We start from the raw sequence: 15,475 nt of genomic DNA, 5'->3' as shown, positions 1-15,475 counted from the left end.
AGGCCGTACCGGCGCTGGTACAGGCGCTGTAAGTCGACACCGACCAAGGGCGCCGCTGGCGCCCTTTTTTCTTCCCCATCACGACATAACAAGAGGAGACAAGCACCATGGCCTACCAGGCACCGATCAAGGACCAGCTCTTCGTGATGAACGAGCTGGCGCGGCTGGACCAGATCGCCCGCTGGCCCGGCTTCGAGGACGCCGGCCCCGAGACCGCCCAAGCCGTGCTGCAGGAGTGCGCCAGGCTCTGCGAGGAGGTGCTGGCACCCCTGAACGCCGTGGGCGACCGCAACCCCGCCCGCTGGGACCAGGGTGAAGTGCACAGCACGCCCGGCTTCAAGGACGCCTTCAGGCAGTACGCGGCCGGCGGCTGGCAGGGGCTGCAGCACCCGGCCGACTTCGGCGGCCAGGGGCTGCCCAAGCTCATAGGCGCGGCCTGCAGCGAGATGGTCAACAGCGCCAACCTGAGCTTCGCGCTGTGCCCGCTGCTGACCGACGGCGCCATCGAGGCGCTGCTCACGGCCGGCACGGCCGAGCAGCAGGCGGCCTACATCCCGCCCATGATCGACGGCCGCTGGACCGGCACCATGAACCTCACCGAGCCGCAGGCGGGCTCGGATCTGTCACTCGTGCGCACCCGCGCCGAGCCGCAGGGCGACGGCAGCTACCGCCTCTTCGGCACCAAGATCTACATCACCTGGGGCGAGCACGACCTGGCCGACAACATCGTCCACATGGTGCTGGCGCGGGTGGCGGGGGCGCCGGAGGGGGTCAAGGGCATCAGCCTCTTCATCGTCCCGAAGCTCCTGCCGGACGCCGCGGGTGCCGCCACCGTGCGCAACGACGTGCATTGCGTGAGCATCGAGCACAAGCTGGGCATCAAGGCCAGCCCGACCGCCGTGCTGCAGTACGGCGAGAAGGACGGGGCGGTGGGCTACCTCGTGGGCGAGGAGAACCGCGGCCTGGAGTACATGTTCATCATGATGAACGCCGCCCGCTACGCGGTGGGCGTGCAGGGCGTGGCGCTGTCCGAGCGGGCCTATCAGCAGGCCGTGGCCTACGCGCGCGAGCGCGTGCAGTCGCGCCCGGTGGACGGCTCCGCCGCGCAGGCCGTGGCCATCATTCACCACCCCGACGTGCAGCGCATGCTCATGACCATGCGCGCGCAGACCGAGGGCTCGCGCGCCCTGGCCTTGATGGCCGCCGCCGCGCACGACGCCGCCCATGCCCACGTGGACCCGGGCCAGCGCGAGTCGCACCGGCGCTTCTACGAATACCTCGTCCCGCTGGTGAAGGGCTACTGCACCGAGGTGAGCCTGGACGTGGCCTCGCTGGGCATCCAGGTGCACGGCGGCATGGGCTTCATCGAGGAGACGGGCGCGGCCCAGTACCTGCGCGACGCCAAGATCCTCTCCATCTACGAGGGCACCACCGCCATTCAGGCCAACGACCTGGTGGGCCGCAAGACGCAACGCGACGGCGGGCAGACGGCGCGCTGGATCGCGCAGCAAATCGAGGCGACGGAGGCCGAGCTCGCGGGCAGCGGCAGCGCCCACGCCCGCGCCGTGCACCGCCGCCTCACGGCCGCGCGTCTGGCCTTCAACGACGTGGTGGATTTCGTGCTGGCGCAGGGCAAGGCCAACCCCAACGCGGTTTACGCCGGCTCCGTGCCCTACCTGATGCTGGCCGGCGCGCTGGTGGCGGGCTGGCAGATGGCGCGCGCGCTGCTGGTGGCCGAGCACCGCCTCAAGGACGGCGTGGACGTGGAGTTCATGCGCGCCAAGGTGGCCACGGCGCGCTTCTTCGCCGACCACGTGCTGGGCGCGCTGCCCGGGCGGCGCGACGCCATCGTCCAGGGCGCGGATGCGCTGGCGGCCATGCCGCTGGCGGCGTATTGAGCGGCCCACGTCCGTTGCCACAACACACAAGGGAGAACCGGATGGCCCTGCCGCCCCTGTTGTCGCGCCTGTCGCTGCCCGTCATAGGCGCGCCTTTATTCATCATCAGCAACCCCAAGCTCGTGATCGCGCAGTGCTGCGCGGGCATCGTGGGCGCCATGCCGGCGCTCAATGCGCGGCCCGCCTCGCAGCTCGACGAGTGGCTGGACGAGATCACCCAGGCGCTGGCCGCGCACGACCGCGCGCACCCCGAGTCGCCCGCCGCGCCGTTTGCCATCAACCAGATCGTTCACCGCAGCAACGACCGGCTGGAGCACGACATGGCGCTGTGCGCCAAGTACCGCGTGCCCCTGGTCATCAGCTCGCTGGGCGCGCGGGAGGAGATCAACCAGGCCGTGCACGCGTGGGGCGGCCTCGTGATGCACGACGTCATCGATGACCGCTTCGCGCGCAAGGCGGTGGAGAAGGGCGCCGACGGGCTGATCGCCGTGGCCGCGGGCGCGGGCGGGCATGCCGGCACCATCCACCCGTTCGCGCTGGTGCAGGAGATACGGCAGTGGTTCGACGGGCCGCTGGCGCTGTCCGGGGCCATTGCCCACGGCGGCGCGGTGCTGGCGGCGCAGGCCTGCGGGGCGGATCTCTCCTACATGGGCTCGGCCTTCATCGCCACCGAGGAGGCGCGCGCCGCGCCGGCCTACAAGCAGGCCATCGTGGAGGGGCGCGCGGCGGACATCGTCTACACGAACCTGTTCACCGGCGTGCACGGCAACTACCTGCGCGGCTCCATTGCCGCCGCGGGCCTGGACCCGGACGCGCTGCCGCAAAGCGACCCCAGCGCCATGAACTTCGGCGCCGGCCTGGCCAAGGCGTGGAAGGACATCTGGGGCGCGGGGCAAGGCATTGGCGTGGTGCGCGAGGTCGTGCCGGCGGCGGTGCGCGTGGCGCAGCTCAAGGCGGAATACGAGGCGGCACGGCGACGGGTGCTGGGGGCTTGAGGGGCGGCTGATTCGGTGACTGAGCAGGCATCCAATGCCTGCTATTGCAATGCCTGCACCGCCCGCGTGGTTGCGCCTACAGGTTTCCAATGGGGCTTCGATACGTAATTCCCCGGCCGTCAGATTGGTGTCACCCCTGGGGTGCAGGATGGTACAGTCTGACGTTCGAAGTCGTTCCTTCCCGTCCCCTTTGCTGGTTTTCAGGAGAAATCCAAGTAAAGGCGGGTCGCAATCCGCCAACCGGTCAAGCCGTGTCGCGGAAGGTTTTTAACCAGCCAACAGCCTCGCGGACGAGGCAAAAGGTGAGCGAAAAATGATGCAGCAGTACAGGTCGAACTCGTACCTGTTCGGGGGCAATGCGCCCTACGTCGAGGAGCTTTACGAGGCTTACCTCGACAACCCCGGTTCCGTGCCCGAGAACTGGCGTGAGTATTTCGACGCCCTGCAGAACGTCCCGGCCGTGGACGGCAGCGAGCGTCCCGACGTGGCCCATGCGCCCGTCATCGAATCCTTCGCTCAGCGCGCCAAGTCCAACGCCTTCGCCGTCAAGACCAGCAGCGCCGACCTCGCCGTCGCGCGCAAGCAGGTCCACGTGCAGAGCCTGATCGCGGCCTACCGCTCGCTGGGCTCGCGCTGGGCCGACCTGGATCCGCTCAAGCGCCAGGAACGTCCCAGGATCCCCGAGCTGGAGCCGGCGTTCTACGACCTGAGCGAGTCCGACATGGACATCACGTTCAGCGCCACGAACACCTACTTCACGACCGCCGAGCAGATGACGCTGCGGCAGATCGTGCAGGCGCTGCGCGAGACGTATTGCAGCACCGTCGGTGCCGAGTTCATGCACATCACCGACCAGGCGCAAAAGCGCTGGTGGCAGCAGAAGCTCGAAAGCATCCGCAGCAAGCCGACGCTGACGGTGGAGCAGAAGAAGCACATCCTGGACCGCCTGACCGCGGCCGAGGGCCTGGAGCGCTACCTGCACACCAAGTACGTCGGCCAGAAGCGCTTCTCGCTGGAAGGCGGCGAGAGCTTCATCGCCGCCATGGACGAGCTGATCCAGCAGGCCGGTCTGAAGGGCGTGCAGGAAATCGTGATCGGCATGGCCCACCGCGGCCGCCTCAACGTGCTGGTCAACACCCTGGGCAAGATGCCCAAGGACCTGTTCGCCGAGTTCGACCACACCGCGCCGGAAGACCTGCCCGCCGGTGACGTGAAGTACCACCAGGGCTTCTCCAGCGACGTGGCCACCCCCGGCGGCCCCGTGCACCTGAGCCTGGCCTTCAACCCCTCGCACCTGGAAATCGTGAACCCGGTGGTCGAGGGCTCGGTGCGCGCGCGCATGGACCGCCGCGGCGACAAGCTGGGCGCCCAGGTGCTGCCCGTGCTGGTGCACGGCGACTCCGCCTTCGGCGGCCAGGGCGTGAACCAGGAGACGCTGGCGCTGTCCGAGACGCGCGGCTACTCCACCGGCGGCACGGTGCACCTGATCATCAACAACCAGATCGGCTTCACCACCTCCGACCCGCGCGACCTGCGCTCCACGCTGTACTGCACCGACGTCGTCAAGATGGTCGAGGCCCCGGTGCTGCACGTGAACGGCGACGATCCCGAAGCCGTGGTGCTGGCCGCCCAGCTGGCGCTGGAGTTCCGCCTGACGTTCCGCAAGGACGTCGTGGTGGACATCATCTGCTTCCGCAAACTGGGCCACAACGAGCAGGACACGCCGGCGCTCACGCAGCCGCTGATGTACCGCAAGATCGCCCAGCACCCCGGCACCCGCAAGCTCTACGCCGACAAGCTGTCCGCCCAAGGCCTGGGCGAGACGCTGGGCGACGACATGGTCAAGGCCTACCGCGCCGCCATGGACGCCGGCCGCCACACCGTGGACCCGGTGCTCACCAACTTCAAGAGCAAGTACGCGGTCGACTGGACGCCCTTCATCGGCAAGAAGTGGACGGACGCCGCCGACACCGCCATCCCGCTGACCGAGTGGAAGCGCCTGGCCGAGCGGCTCACGACCTTCCCCGAGAGCCTGAGCCTGCACCCGCTGGTCAAGAAGGTGTATGACGACCGCGCCTCCATGGGCCGCGGCGACACCAACGTGGACTGGGGCATGGGCGAGCACATGGCCTTCGCCTCGCTGGTGGCTTCCGGCTACGCCGTGCGCCTGTCCGGCGAAGACTGCGGCCGTGGCACCTTCACGCACCGCCACGCCGTCATCCACGACCAGAAGCGCGAGAAGTGGGACGAGGGCACCTACGTGCCGCTGCAGAACGTGGCCGACAACCAGGCCCCGTTCGTCGTCATCGACTCCATCCTCTCCGAAGAGGCCGTGCTGGGCTTCGAGTACGGCTACGCCGGCTCCGAGCCCAACACGCTGGTGATCTGGGAAGCCCAGTTCGGCGACTTCGCCAACGGCGCGCAGGTCGTCATCGACCAGTTCATCGCCTCCGGCGAAGTGAAGTGGGGCCGCGCCAACGGCCTGGTGATGATGCTGCCGCACGGCTACGAGGGCCAGGGCCCCGAGCACAGCTCGGCCCGCCTGGAGCGCTTCATGCAGTTGTCGGCGGACAACAACATGCAGGTGGTGCAGCCGACCACGGCCAGCCAGATCTTCCACCTGCTGCGCCGCCAGATGGTGCGCCAGTTCCGCAAGCCGCTGGTCATCATGACCCCGAAGTCGCTGCTGCGTAACAAGGACGCGACCTCGCCGCTCAACGAGTTCACCAATGGCGAGTTCCGCACCGTCATCGGCGAGCTCAAGGCCGACATCGACGCCGCCAAGGTCAAGCGCGTGATCGCGTGCTCGGGCAAGGTCTATTACGACCTGGTCAAGAAGCGCGAGGAGAAGGGCGCCGCCGACGTGGCCATCATCCGCGTCGAGCAGCTCTACCCGTTCCCGCACAAGGCCTTCGCCGCCGAGCTCAAGAAGTACCCCAACCTCGCCGAGGTGGTGTGGTGCCAGGACGAGCCGCAGAACCAGGGCTCCTGGTTCTTCGTCCAGCACTACATCCACGAGAACATGAGCGAAGGGCAGCGCCTGGGCTACGCCGGCCGTCCCTCCTCGGCCTCCCCGGCCGTGGGCTACGCGCACCTGCACCAGGAGCAGCAGAAGTCGCTGCTGGAGCAGGCCTTCGCCAAGCTCAAGGGCTACGTGCTCAGCAAGTGACCCCCTGAAGTCGCGGCGCGCCCAAGCGGCGCGCCGCACCCCGATTGCACGCGCGGCCGGCCGCAACCCGGCCGCGTGTGGGCCGGGCGCACCCCCGGCAAGACCAAATTCCGAGAGAAATTCAAATGGCGATCGTTGAAGTCAAGGTTCCGCAGCTGTCCGAGTCGGTGGCCGAAGCCACGCTGCTGCAATGGAAGAAGAAGGCCGGTGAGGCCGTGGCGCAGGACGAGATCCTGATCGAGATCGAGACCGACAAGGTCGTCCTGGAAGTGCCCGCGCCCTCCGCCGGCGTGCTGGGCGAGATCGTCGTGGCCGACGGCGGCACCGTGGTGAGCGACCAGGTCATCGCCCGCATCGACACCGAAGCCGCCGCCGGCGCCGTGGCCGCCCCGGCCGCCGCCGCCGCGCCCGCCGCTGCTGCCGCCGCCCCGGCTGCCGCGCCCGCCGCCGCCGGCGGCTCCAAGTCCGACGTGGCCATGCCCGCTGCCGCCAAGCTGATGGCCGACAACGGCCTGGCCGCCGGCTCCGTGGCCGGCACCGGCAAGGACGGCCGCGTCACCAAGGGCGACGTGCTGCAGAACCTGCTGGCCGGCGCCAAGGCCGCCGTGCCCGCCCCGGTGGCCGCGCCCGTCGCCGCCGCCGTGGCCAAGCCGCTGCCGCCCGTGGCCGCCCCCGTGGCCGCCAACCTGGGCGACCGCCCCGAGCAGCGCGTGCCCATGAGCCGCCTGCGCGCCCGCGTCGCCGAGCGCCTGCTGCAGTCCCAGGCCACCAACGCCATCCTGACCACGTTCAACGAGGTCAACATGGCCCCGGTCATGGAGATGCGCAAGAAGTTCCAGGACAAGTTCGAGAAGGAACACGGCGTCAAGCTGGGCTTCATGAGCTTCTTCGTGAAGGCCGCCGTGGCCGCGCTCAAGAAGTACCCCGTGCTCAACGCCTCGGTGGACGGCAACGACATCGTCTACCACGGCTACTTCGACATCGGCATCGCGGTGGGCTCGCCGCGCGGCCTGGTGGTGCCCGTGATCCGCAACGCCGACCAGCTCAGCTTTGCCGACATCGAGAAGACCATCGCCGAGTTCGGCAAGAAGGCCAAGGACGGCAAGCTGTCGCTGGAAGAGCTCACCGGCGGCACCTTCTCCATCTCCAACGGCGGCACCTTCGGCTCCATGCTGTCCACGCCCATCATCAACCCGCCGCAGTCGGCCATCCTGGGCGTGCACGCCACCAAGGACCGCGCCGTGGTGGAAAACGGCCAGGTGGTGGTGCGCCCCATCAACTACCTCGCCATGAGCTACGACCACCGCATCATCGACGGCCGCGAGGCGGTGCTGGGCCTGGTGACGATGAAGGAAGCGCTGGAAGACCCGGCGCGCCTGCTGTTCGACATCTGATCGAGCTGCGTCCCCTCTGACGTCCCCCGGGCGCGCCGTCCCCTTTGACGGCGGCGCGCCGGCCCGCCGCGCAGCCTTTTCTTGCGCGGCGGGTTCCTTCAGCGCACCACAGCACACCTCATGAGCAAGAACTTCGACGTCGTCGTCATCGGCGGCGGCCCCGGCGGCTACATCGCCGCCATTCGCGCGGCCCAACTGGGCTTCAACACCGCCTGCATCGACGAGTGGAAGAACGCCGCCGGCGGCCCCGCGCCGGGCGGCACCTGCACCAACGTCGGCTGCATTCCCTCCAAGGCCCTGCTGCAGTCCAGCGAGCACTTCGAGCACGCGGCCAAGCACTTCGGCGACCACGGCATCAGCCTGGACAACCTGAAGATGGACGTCGCCAAGATGGTGGGCCGCAAGGACACCGTCGTGAAGCAGAACAACGACGGCATCCTGTACCTGTTCAAGAAGAACAAGGTCACCTTCTTCCACGGCCGCGGCTCCTTCGGCAAGGCCGTCGAGGGTGGTTACGAGATCAGCGTCGCCGGCAAGACGGCCGAGACCCTCACGGCCAAGCACGTGATCCTGGCCACCGGCTCCAACGCCCGCGCGCTGCCCGGCGCCCCGTTCGACGAGGAGAAGATCCTCTCCAACGACGGCGCGCTGCGCATCGGTGCCGTGCCCCAGAAGCTGGGCATCATCGGCGCCGGCGTGATCGGCCTGGAGATGGGCTCGGTGTGGCGCCGCCTGGGTGCGGATGTGACGATCCTCGAAGGCCTGCCCACGTTCCTGGGCGCCGCCGACGAGCAGATCGCCAAGGAAGCGCACAAGGCCTTCACCAAGCAGGGCCTCAAGATCGAGATGGGCGTGAACATCAGCGAGGTCAAGGCCGAAGGCGAGGGCGTGGCCATCGCCTACGCCGACGCCAAGGGCGCCGCCAAGTCGCTGGTGGTGGACAAGCTGATCGTGTCCATCGGCCGCGTGCCCAACACCATCGGCCTGAACCCGGAAGCCGTGGGCCTGCAGCTCGACGAGCGCGGCGCCATCGTGGTGGACGCCGAGTGCAAGACCAACCTGCCCGGCGTGTGGGCGGTGGGCGACGTGGTGCGCGGCCCCATGCTGGCGCACAAGGCTGAGGAAGAGGGCGTGGCGGTGGCCGAGCGCATCGCCGGCCAGCACGGCCACGTCAACTTCGACACCATCCCCTGGGTCATCTACACCAGCCCGGAAATCGCCTGGGTGGGCCAGACCGAGCAGGCGCTCAAGGCCGCGGGCCGCGCCTACAAGGCCGGCACCTTCCCCTTCCTGGCCAATGGCCGCGCCCGCGCTTTGGGCGACACCACCGGCATGGTGAAGTTCCTGGCCGACGCGACGTCGGACGAGATCCTGGGCGTGCACATCGTGGGCCCCATGGCCTCCGAGCTGATCTCCGAGGCCGTGGTGGCCATGGAGTTCAAGGCCAGCGCCGAGGACATCGCCCGCATCTGCCACGCGCACCCGTCGCTGTCCGAGGCGACCAAGGAAGCCGCGCTGGCGGTGGACAAGCGCACGCTCAACTTCTGAGCCCTGCGCTGAACAAGGGGCCCTGCGGGGCCCCTTTCAGTTTCCGAAGTGAATCGAGGCATCACCGTGGCTGTCCGAGCCCTCTACGAACAGACGCTGGCCGAGCGCGGCTTCAAGACCGACGAGGCGCAGTTGCGCGCCATCGCGGCGCTGGAGCGCTGCGAGAACGAGTGGATCGCCTACAAGGCGCGGCGCAGCAACGCCATCGCCAAGCTGATCCGCCGCCCCCCCATCCCGCGCGGCGTCTACATGTACGGCGGCGTGGGCCGGGGCAAGAGCTTCCTCATGGACTGCTTCTTCCAGTCCGTGCCCCTCAAGCGCAAGACGCGGCTGCACTTCCACGAGTTCATGCGCGAGGTGCACCGGCAGCTCCAGGAGCTCAAGGGCACCGTCAACCCGCTGGACGAGCTGGGCAAGCGCATCGCGCGGCGCTACCGGCTCATCTGCTTTGACGAGTTCCACGTGGCCGACGTGACGGACGCGATGATCCTGCACCGGCTGCTGGAGGCACTGTTCGCCAACCGCGTCTCCATCGTCACCACGTCCAACTTCCACCCCGACGGGCTGTACCCCAACGGGCTGCACCGCGACCGCATCCTGCCCGCCATCGAGCTGCTCAAGGCCCACATGGAGGTGCTCAACGTGGACGCGGGCACGGACTACCGGCGGCGCACGCTGGAGCACGTCAAGCTCTACCACTGCCCGCTGGGCCCGCAGGCCGACGCCGAGATGGCCGCCGCCTTCGAGGATCTGGCCGAGGCCAAGGAAGAGGACCCGGTGCTCAACATCGAGCAGCGCGTGCTGCAGGCGCGCCGGCGTGCCGGCGGCGTGGTGTGGTTCGACTTCCAGACGCTGTGCGGCGGCCCGCGCTCGCAGAACGACTACCTGGAAATCGCCAGCCGCTTCCACACCGTGATGCTGTCGGACGTGCCGCACATGCCGGTGCGCAAGGCCAGCGAGGCCCGGCGCTTCACGTGGCTGGTGGACGTGCTCTACGACCGGCGCTGCAAGTTCATCCTCTCGGCCGCCGTGCCGCCGGAAGCGCTCTACACCGAAGGGCCGCTGTCGCACGAGTTCCCGCGCACGGTGTCGCGCCTCAACGAGATGCAGTCCAGGGAGTTCCTGGAGCTGGAGCACCGGGAGGTGGATACGTCGCTGACGTGAGCCGAGGCCGTGCGCGGCCCCGCCGCCCGCACCTACACTGCGCGCCCTCATGCCGACCGCCACACCCCCCGACATCCCTCCCGCCGACGCGGCTGCCCACGACGCCGCCGGCGGCGCGCTGTCGCAGGCGGTGGAAAAAGCCTTCAGCGCCGAAGGCGCGCTGGCGAAAGCCGACCCCGCCTACGTCCAGCGCCCGGCCCAGCAGCAGATGGCGCTGGCCGTCGCGCAGGCCATGGAGCAGCGCGAGGCGCTGGTGGCCGAGGCCGGCACGGGCATCGGCAAGACCTTTGCGTACCTCGTCCCGCTGCTGCTCTCCGGCGCGCGGGCGCTGGTCAGCACCGCGACCAAGAGCCTGCAGGATCAGCTCTTCCTGCGCGACCTGCCGCGCCTGCGCGCCGCGCTTGGCCAGCCGGTGAGCCTGGCGCTGCTCAAGGGGCGGGCCAGCTACCTCTGCCGCCACCGGCTGACTCTCGCCCGCGAGGCCGAAGCCGACGCCCGCACCCAGCGCGCCCTGGCCCGCATCGAGCTGTGGGCGCAGGCCACCGTCAGCGGCGACCTGGCCGAGCTGGATCTGCTCGATGAACGCTCGCCGCTGCTGCCGCTGGTCAGCTCCACGCGCGACAACTGCCTGGGTGGCGAGTGCCCGCAGTTCACGCGCTGCCACGTGATGAAGGCGCGGCGCGAGGCCGTGGGCGCCGACGTGGTGGTGGTCAACCACCACCTGTTCTTTGCCGACCTGGCGCTGCGCGACAGCGGCGTGGCCGAGCTGCTGCCCACGGTGGACGTGGCGGTGTTCGACGAGGCGCACCAGCTCGTGGAGGCCGGCGTGCAGTTCCTGGGCACCACGCTGGGCAGCGCGCAGCTCATCGACTTCGCCCGCGACCTGCGGCTGGAAGGCGCGCAGCCCGCGCGCGGCCTGGCCGACTGGGACGCGCTGGCCAACCGCGTCGAGAACGCCGCGCGCGAGCTGCGGCTGCGCGCGGCCGGCTCGCAAGGGGGCGGCCGCATGTCGCTGCGCCTGGCCTGGACGGACCGCGCCGGCGACGCCGCCTTCCAGGGCGCATTGGAAAGCGTGGAAAAGGCCTGCAAGGCGGCGGCGGAGGCGCTGGAGCCGCTGGCCGCCAGCGGCCCGGACCTGATGCGGCTGTCGCAGCGCGCGTTGTTGCTGGCCGAGCGCGCGGCGCGCTTCGCCGTGCCCGGCGAGCCGGACCAGGTGCGCTGGATAGACCTGGGGACGTCCCAAGCCCGGCTGGTCGAGTCGCCGCTGGACATCCGCAGCGCGCTCACGCAGCAGCGCGGGCTGGGCCGCAAGGCCTGGGTCTTCACGTCGGCCACGCTGGGGGCGGACGCGAAGCTCTCCTGGTTCACCGGCAGCACGGCGCTGGAGGACGCGCGCGTGCTGCGCCTGGACAGCCCCTTCGACTACGCCGCCCACGCGCGGCTGTGGATTCCCGAGCGCTTTGCCGCCGCGGGCAGCGAGCCGCATGCGCCGGCCGTGGGCCGGCTGGCCGCGCGCCTGGCCAGCGCCCTGGGCGGGCGCACCTTCGTGCTGACCACCACGCTGCGCGCGCTGCAGGGCGTGGCCAACGCGCTGCGCGAGGCGCTGGCCGAGGCCGGCGTGGCGATGGAGGTGCTGGTGCAAGGGGAGCTGCCCAAGCGGCAGCTCGTGAAGCGGTTCCTGGACCAGCCTGCTTCCGTGCTGGTGGGCTCGGCCAGCTTCTGGGAGGGCATAGACGTGCCCGGCGACGCGCTGCAGTGCGTGCTGATCGACAAGCTGCCTTTTCCGCCGCCGGGCGACCCGCTGGTGGAAGCGCGCGTGGCGCAGATCGAGGCGCGGGGCAAGAGCGCCTTCAACGAGTACTTCCTGGCCGAGGCCGCCGTGTCGCTCAAGCAGGGCGCGGGGCGGCTGATACGCAGCGAGCGCGACCGCGGGCTGCTGGTGGTGTGCGACCCGCGCCTGGCGCTCAAGGGCTATGGCGCCCGGCTGCGCCGCGCGCTGCCGCCCATGGCGCGGCTCAAGGAGGAGGGCGAGGCGCTGGCCTGGCTGCGCGAGCTGGCGGCTGAACGCGCGGGCCACGGCGGCGAGGCGGCAGCGCCGGAGTCCGTGCCGGACGAGGCGCCTCAGGAGCGCGGCGCGGCTTGAGCGCGGGCCTGGCGGCTGCGCCGGACAAGAAAAAACCGGCCCGCGGGCCGGTTCTCGTGAGGGCGCGAAGCCTTCCCTTCAGCTCACCACACCTGCCACCAGGGCTTCTTGGACGCGGCGGGCGCGCCGGTGACGAAGCGGCTGTCGGGATAGTTCTGCTTGAGCACGCGCTGGGCGTCGTCGCGCAGCTGGGGCAGCTCCAGGCGGTCGTAGCTCTGGGCCATGATGAAGAGGGCTTCCTCGATGGCCGGCGTCTGCGGGTAGTCCTTGATGGCCTGCTGCGCGCGGTTGGCGGCCGCGACGAAGGCGCCGCGCCGGTAGTAGTAGCGCGCGACGTGGATCTCGTAGGCGGCCAGCGCATTGACGATGTAGTCCATGCGCGTGCGGGCTTCGACCGAGTACTTGGACTGCGGGAACTGGTCCACCAGCTGCTTGAAGGACTGGTAGGCGTCGCGCGAGGCCTGCTGGTCGCGCTCGGAGAGCTCCTGGTTGGTGAAGCGGCCCAAGATGCCCAGGTTGTCGTTGAAGTTCACGACGCCGCGCAGGTACAGCGCGTAGTCCAGCGCGGGGCTGGAGGGGTTGAGCTTGATGAAGCGGTCCAGCGTGGCCAGCGACTCGGCGCGCTCGCCGGTCTTGTAGCGCGCGTAGGCCAGGTCCAGCGTGGCCTGCTGCGACAGCAGCGTGCCGGCGGCGCGGCCTTCGACGCGCTCCAGCGTCTTGATGGCGCGCTCGTAGCTGCCGGTGGACATGTCGTCCTTGGCGTCTGCGTACAATTTTTCGACCGCTGTCGTCGACAGCGGATCCTCCTTCGTGGTGCCGCAGCCTGCCACCAGCAGGGCGCCCGCCAGCATGGCCGCACAGGCCGGTGCCCCATGCGCCCAACGGCGCCTCCAAGAAGAAAAGCTCATCTGATGCAGCGGCCGCCGCGCGCAGCGCGCGTGTGCCGTCAGTCCAAGGAAACGCGAATTGTATGGTTGACCCTTTGCCCGCCCCGGCGACCGAGGACGAGGCTCTCGACGAAGAGCAGCACGAGTGGCGCGAGCGCGAGGTGGACGCCTCGCTGCAGGGCCTGCGCCTGGACAAGGCGCTGGTGCTCATGGCCGGCGAGTTCTCGCGCAATCACCTGCAGGGCCTCATAGAGCGCGGCCACGTGTGGCTGGACGGCCAGGTGGCGCGCACGGCCTCGCGCGGCGTGAAGCTGGGCCAGCGCATCCGCATGGAGCTGGTGCCCACCGAGGAAAGCCGCGCCTTCAAGGCCGAGGCGCTGCCGCTTTCCATCGTGTTCGAGGACGAGCACCTGATCGTCCTCTCCAAGCCCGCCGGCATGGTGGTGCACCCGGCCGCGGGCAACTGGTCCGGCACGCTGCTCAACGCGCTGCTGGCGCACCACGCGGGCGCGGCGCGGCTGCCGCGCGCGGGCATCGTGCACCGGCTGGACAAGGACACCTCCGGCCTCATGGTGGTGGCCAAGACGCTGCCGGCCATGACGGCGCTGGTGCGCGCCATCGCCGCGCGCGAGGTCGGCCGCCAGTACCTGGCGCTGGCGCACGGCGTGCCGCGCGAGAGCGTCTTCACCGTGGAGGCGCCCATTGGGCGCGACCCGCGCTCGCGCGTGCGCATGGCCATCGTGGCCTCCGGCAAGCCCGCGCGCACCGACTTCGAGCTGCTGGCCGCAGGGCAGGGCGCCTGCGCGTTGCGCTGCACGCTGCACAGCGGGCGCACGCACCAGATCCGCGTGCATGCGGCCTCGCGCGGGCTGCCGCTGCTGGCCGATGCGGTCTATGGCGGCGCGCCGCTGCTGGGCATGCAGCGCCAGGCACTGCATGCGGCGCGGCTGCGCCTGGAGCACCCGGTGCTGGGCGGCGAGCTGGCTTTCGAGCAGCCGCCGCCGGCCGATTTGGCCGCGGCGCTGCAGGCCCTGCAAAATTGAGCACTACGCCACGGGATTTGCCCTGGGCGACGCCCCAGTGCAACACCCAGCCCTTGACAGTGGCAAAGGGCATGCGCTGCGGGGTTACAATGTTTCGATTCGCGCGCGGCCTGAGCCCGACTCCCTGGTGCCTCCAGCCGCTAGCCGCCTGATCCTGATCCTTGAAGCCCCGCGCCCGAGCGCCGGTCCAGACCGCTGCAGCCGGGTCCGGCCCCCAGGTCCGAATCCTTCGCCGGCAGCTCCTTGATGGAGCGGCCCGCCCTTCGACCCTTGAACGTCGTGTGATGTCCGACGCTGCCGCCTTCGGCACCCCGAGACCTTGATGAACACCCAGGATGCCAAGCGCGTCCTTGAAACCGCTTTGATCTGCGCGCAGCAGCCGCTGCCGCTGCGCGAGTTGCGCCTGCTGTTCGACCAACAGCTGGGCGCCGATACGCTGCGCGCGCTGCTCGACGAGATCGCCCGCGACTGGCAAGGCCGCGGTGTCGAGCTGGTCACGCTGGCCTCGGGCTGGCGTTTCCAGAGCCGCCCGGAAATGCAGCCCTACCTCGCGCGGCTGCAGCCCGAGAAACCGCCGCGTTACTCGCGCGCGGTGATGGAGACGCTGGCCATCATTGCCTACCGGCAACCGGTGACGCGCGGCGACATCGAGGACATCCGCGGCGTCACCGTGGGCACGCAGGTCATCCGCCAGCTCGAAGAGCGCGGCTGGATTGAAGTCATAGGCCACCGCGAGGCGCCGGGGCGGCCTGCCCTGTACGCCACCACGCGCCAGTTCCTGGACGACCTGGGCTTGGGCGGCCTGGACGGGCTGCCGCCGCTGGAGGCCCCCGGCGCGCTGCCGCAGGCGCTGGAGTCCCCCCTGCAGGCCGCGCTGGCGCAGCAGTTGCCGCTGCTCCAGGCGTCGCCGCAAGTGCCTGCCCAAGAGCCCGTTGAAGAGCCCGTCGAAGGGCCCGTTGCCGCTGCTGCGCCTGATGCGCCGGCCGCCGGCGCCACCACCGAACCCCCGCCGGCCATCGCAACGGCCGAAACCACCCCTCCGCAGCCATGAATTCCCAAGACGCTGACAACCCGTTGAACCCCGCCGCTGCCGAGGACGGCGCAAGCGCGCCCACCGCGCCGCGCAAGCGCGCCCCGGCCCGCAAGCGCGCCGCGCCCAAGGCCGCTGCCGCCGCCGAGGCCGTCGTGGCCGAGGCCGCGCCGGTGGCCGCCGAGGCGCCCGTGCAGGCGCAGG

The 15,475-nt window shown here is 70.1% G+C and carries 11 protein-coding genes; 10 read left to right on the top strand and 1 reads right to left on the bottom strand.

All coding sequences use genetic code 11. The annotated features are described in order from the left end of the window. Positions 1-107: 107 nt before the first annotated feature. The 7 genes from ALA01S_RS27585 to yoaA all read left to right on the top strand — a co-directional run bounded on the left by ALA01S_RS27585 (position 108) and on the right by yoaA (position 12,311). On the top strand, positions 108-1,898 hold the full coding sequence (locus tag ALA01S_RS27585; RefSeq protein ID WP_066342479.1) for an acyl-CoA dehydrogenase: 1,791 nt from the start codon (positions 108-110) through the stop codon (positions 1,896-1,898). Positions 1,899-1,939: 41 nt separating this feature from the next. Continuing rightward, on the top strand, positions 1,940-2,893 hold the full coding sequence (locus ALA01S_RS27580) for an NAD(P)H-dependent flavin oxidoreductase (RefSeq protein WP_066342478.1): 954 nt from the start codon (positions 1,940-1,942) through the stop codon (positions 2,891-2,893). A gap of 313 nt (positions 2,894-3,206) precedes the next feature. Beyond that, positions 3,207-6,062 (top strand): 2-oxoglutarate dehydrogenase E1 component, encoded by a 2,856-nt coding sequence (locus tag ALA01S_RS27575; protein WP_066342477.1) that lies wholly within the window; start codon positions 3,207-3,209, stop codon positions 6,060-6,062. A gap of 125 nt (positions 6,063-6,187) precedes the next feature. After that, complete coding sequence (odhB, locus tag ALA01S_RS27570) at positions 6,188-7,456, top strand: 2-oxoglutarate dehydrogenase complex dihydrolipoyllysine-residue succinyltransferase (protein WP_066342476.1); 1,269 nt, start codon at positions 6,188-6,190, stop codon at positions 7,454-7,456. A gap of 120 nt (positions 7,457-7,576) precedes the next feature. Beyond that, positions 7,577-9,004, top strand: coding sequence for a dihydrolipoyl dehydrogenase (lpdA, locus tag ALA01S_RS27565; protein WP_066342475.1), 1,428 nt, complete (start codon positions 7,577-7,579; stop codon positions 9,002-9,004). 66 nt (positions 9,005-9,070) lie between these two features. Beyond that, the gene (gene zapE / locus ALA01S_RS27560) at positions 9,071-10,168 is read left to right on the top strand and encodes a cell division protein ZapE (protein ID WP_066342480.1); all 1,098 of its coding nucleotides are present in this window, start codon (positions 9,071-9,073) and stop codon (positions 10,166-10,168) included. Between the two features lie 49 nt (positions 10,169-10,217). Further along, entirely contained in the window at positions 10,218-12,311 is a 2,094-nt protein-coding gene (gene yoaA, locus ALA01S_RS27555) for a DNA repair helicase YoaA (RefSeq protein ID WP_084268003.1), read from the top strand. A gap of 83 nt (positions 12,312-12,394) precedes the next feature. On the opposite strand, the gene ALA01S_RS27550 is transcribed toward yoaA, so the two are convergent. Next, a complete protein-coding gene (locus ALA01S_RS27550) occupies positions 12,395-13,219 on the bottom strand; it encodes an outer membrane protein assembly factor BamD (RefSeq protein ID WP_066342474.1) in 825 nt (274 codons plus the stop codon). A 62-nt stretch (positions 13,220-13,281) separates the two neighbouring features. On the opposite strand from ALA01S_RS27550, the gene ALA01S_RS27545 reads away from it, so the two are divergent. From ALA01S_RS27545 to ALA01S_RS33610, 3 genes are all read left to right on the top strand, one after another. Beyond that, entirely contained in the window at positions 13,282-14,241 is a 960-nt protein-coding gene (locus ALA01S_RS27545; protein ID WP_066342473.1) for an RluA family pseudouridine synthase, read from the top strand. Positions 14,242-14,563: 322 nt separating this feature from the next. After that, positions 14,564-15,292 carry an SMC-Scp complex subunit ScpB gene (gene scpB / locus ALA01S_RS27540; protein WP_084268002.1) on the top strand — a complete coding sequence of 243 codons (729 nt, stop codon included), beginning with the start codon at positions 14,564-14,566 and terminating at the stop codon, positions 15,290-15,292. Continuing rightward, a partial coding sequence (locus tag ALA01S_RS33610; RefSeq protein WP_176579658.1) for a hypothetical protein occupies positions 15,289-15,475 on the top strand: 187 nt, incomplete at its 3' end. The genes scpB and ALA01S_RS33610, both read left to right, overlap by 4 nt.

The sequence above is a fragment of the Azohydromonas lata NBRC 102462 genome (assembly GCF_001571085.1).
Lineage (GTDB): Bacteria > Pseudomonadota > Gammaproteobacteria > Burkholderiales > Burkholderiaceae_C > Azohydromonas > Azohydromonas lata.
The sequence above is the reverse complement of the archived record's forward strand: the minus strand, read 5'-3'. Positions and strand labels throughout refer to the sequence as shown.

Excerpts from the sequence above, each read along its gene's own strand:
- odhB (WP_066342476.1), top strand. The coding sequence starts at position 6,188 with ATGGCGATCGTTGAAGTCAAGGTTCCGCAGCTGTCCGAGTCGGTGGCC.
- lpdA (WP_066342475.1), top strand. The coding sequence starts at position 7,577 with ATGAGCAAGAACTTCGACGTCGTCGTCATCGGCGGCGGCCCCGGCGGC.
- ALA01S_RS27585 (WP_066342479.1), top strand. The coding sequence starts at position 108 with ATGGCCTACCAGGCACCGATCAAGGACCAGCTCTTCGTGATGAACGAG.
- ALA01S_RS27580 (WP_066342478.1), top strand. The coding sequence starts at position 1,940 with ATGGCCCTGCCGCCCCTGTTGTCGCGCCTGTCGCTGCCCGTCATAGGC.
- ALA01S_RS27545 (WP_066342473.1), top strand. The coding sequence starts at position 13,282 with ATGGTTGACCCTTTGCCCGCCCCGGCGACCGAGGACGAGGCTCTCGAC.
- ALA01S_RS27575 (WP_066342477.1), top strand. The coding sequence starts at position 3,207 with ATGATGCAGCAGTACAGGTCGAACTCGTACCTGTTCGGGGGCAATGCG.
- yoaA (WP_084268003.1), top strand. The coding sequence starts at position 10,218 with ATGCCGACCGCCACACCCCCCGACATCCCTCCCGCCGACGCGGCTGCC.
- ALA01S_RS27550 (WP_066342474.1), bottom strand. The coding sequence starts at position 13,219 with ATGAGCTTTTCTTCTTGGAGGCGCCGTTGGGCGCATGGGGCACCGGCC.
- scpB (WP_084268002.1), top strand. The coding sequence starts at position 14,564 with ATGAACACCCAGGATGCCAAGCGCGTCCTTGAAACCGCTTTGATCTGC.